General features: G+C 38.1%; 1 protein-coding gene. It reads left to right on the forward strand.

The window, feature by feature from the left end; all coding sequences use genetic code 11:
* The coding region (locus A6M14_RS14440) for an IS30 family transposase (protein ID WP_152874893.1) at positions 1-253 on the forward strand (253 nt) is incomplete at its 5' end.
* Positions 254-260: the final 7 nt, after the last annotated feature.

Below are 260 nucleotides of genomic sequence, written 5' to 3' on the forward strand. Positions count from 1 at the left end.
CATAGATGTATATTTCTGTGATCCACATTCGCCATGGCAGAAAGGCACATGCGAAAATATGAATGGTTTAATTAGGCAATATTTACCTAAAGGGATTGATTTAAACCAGGCAGATCAGCATTATTTAAATCAAGTTGCCATGTCACTGAATACTCGCCCTAGAAAAGCGTTAGATTGGCTTACACCATTAGAGAAATTTGCTCAGCTTGTTGATTATCATAAGGCTTTTGAAACTGTCGCACCTCATGTTTGAATTCGCC

It is taken from the genome of Acinetobacter portensis, from assembly GCF_009372215.1.
Lineage (GTDB): Bacteria > Pseudomonadota > Gammaproteobacteria > Pseudomonadales > Moraxellaceae > Acinetobacter > Acinetobacter portensis.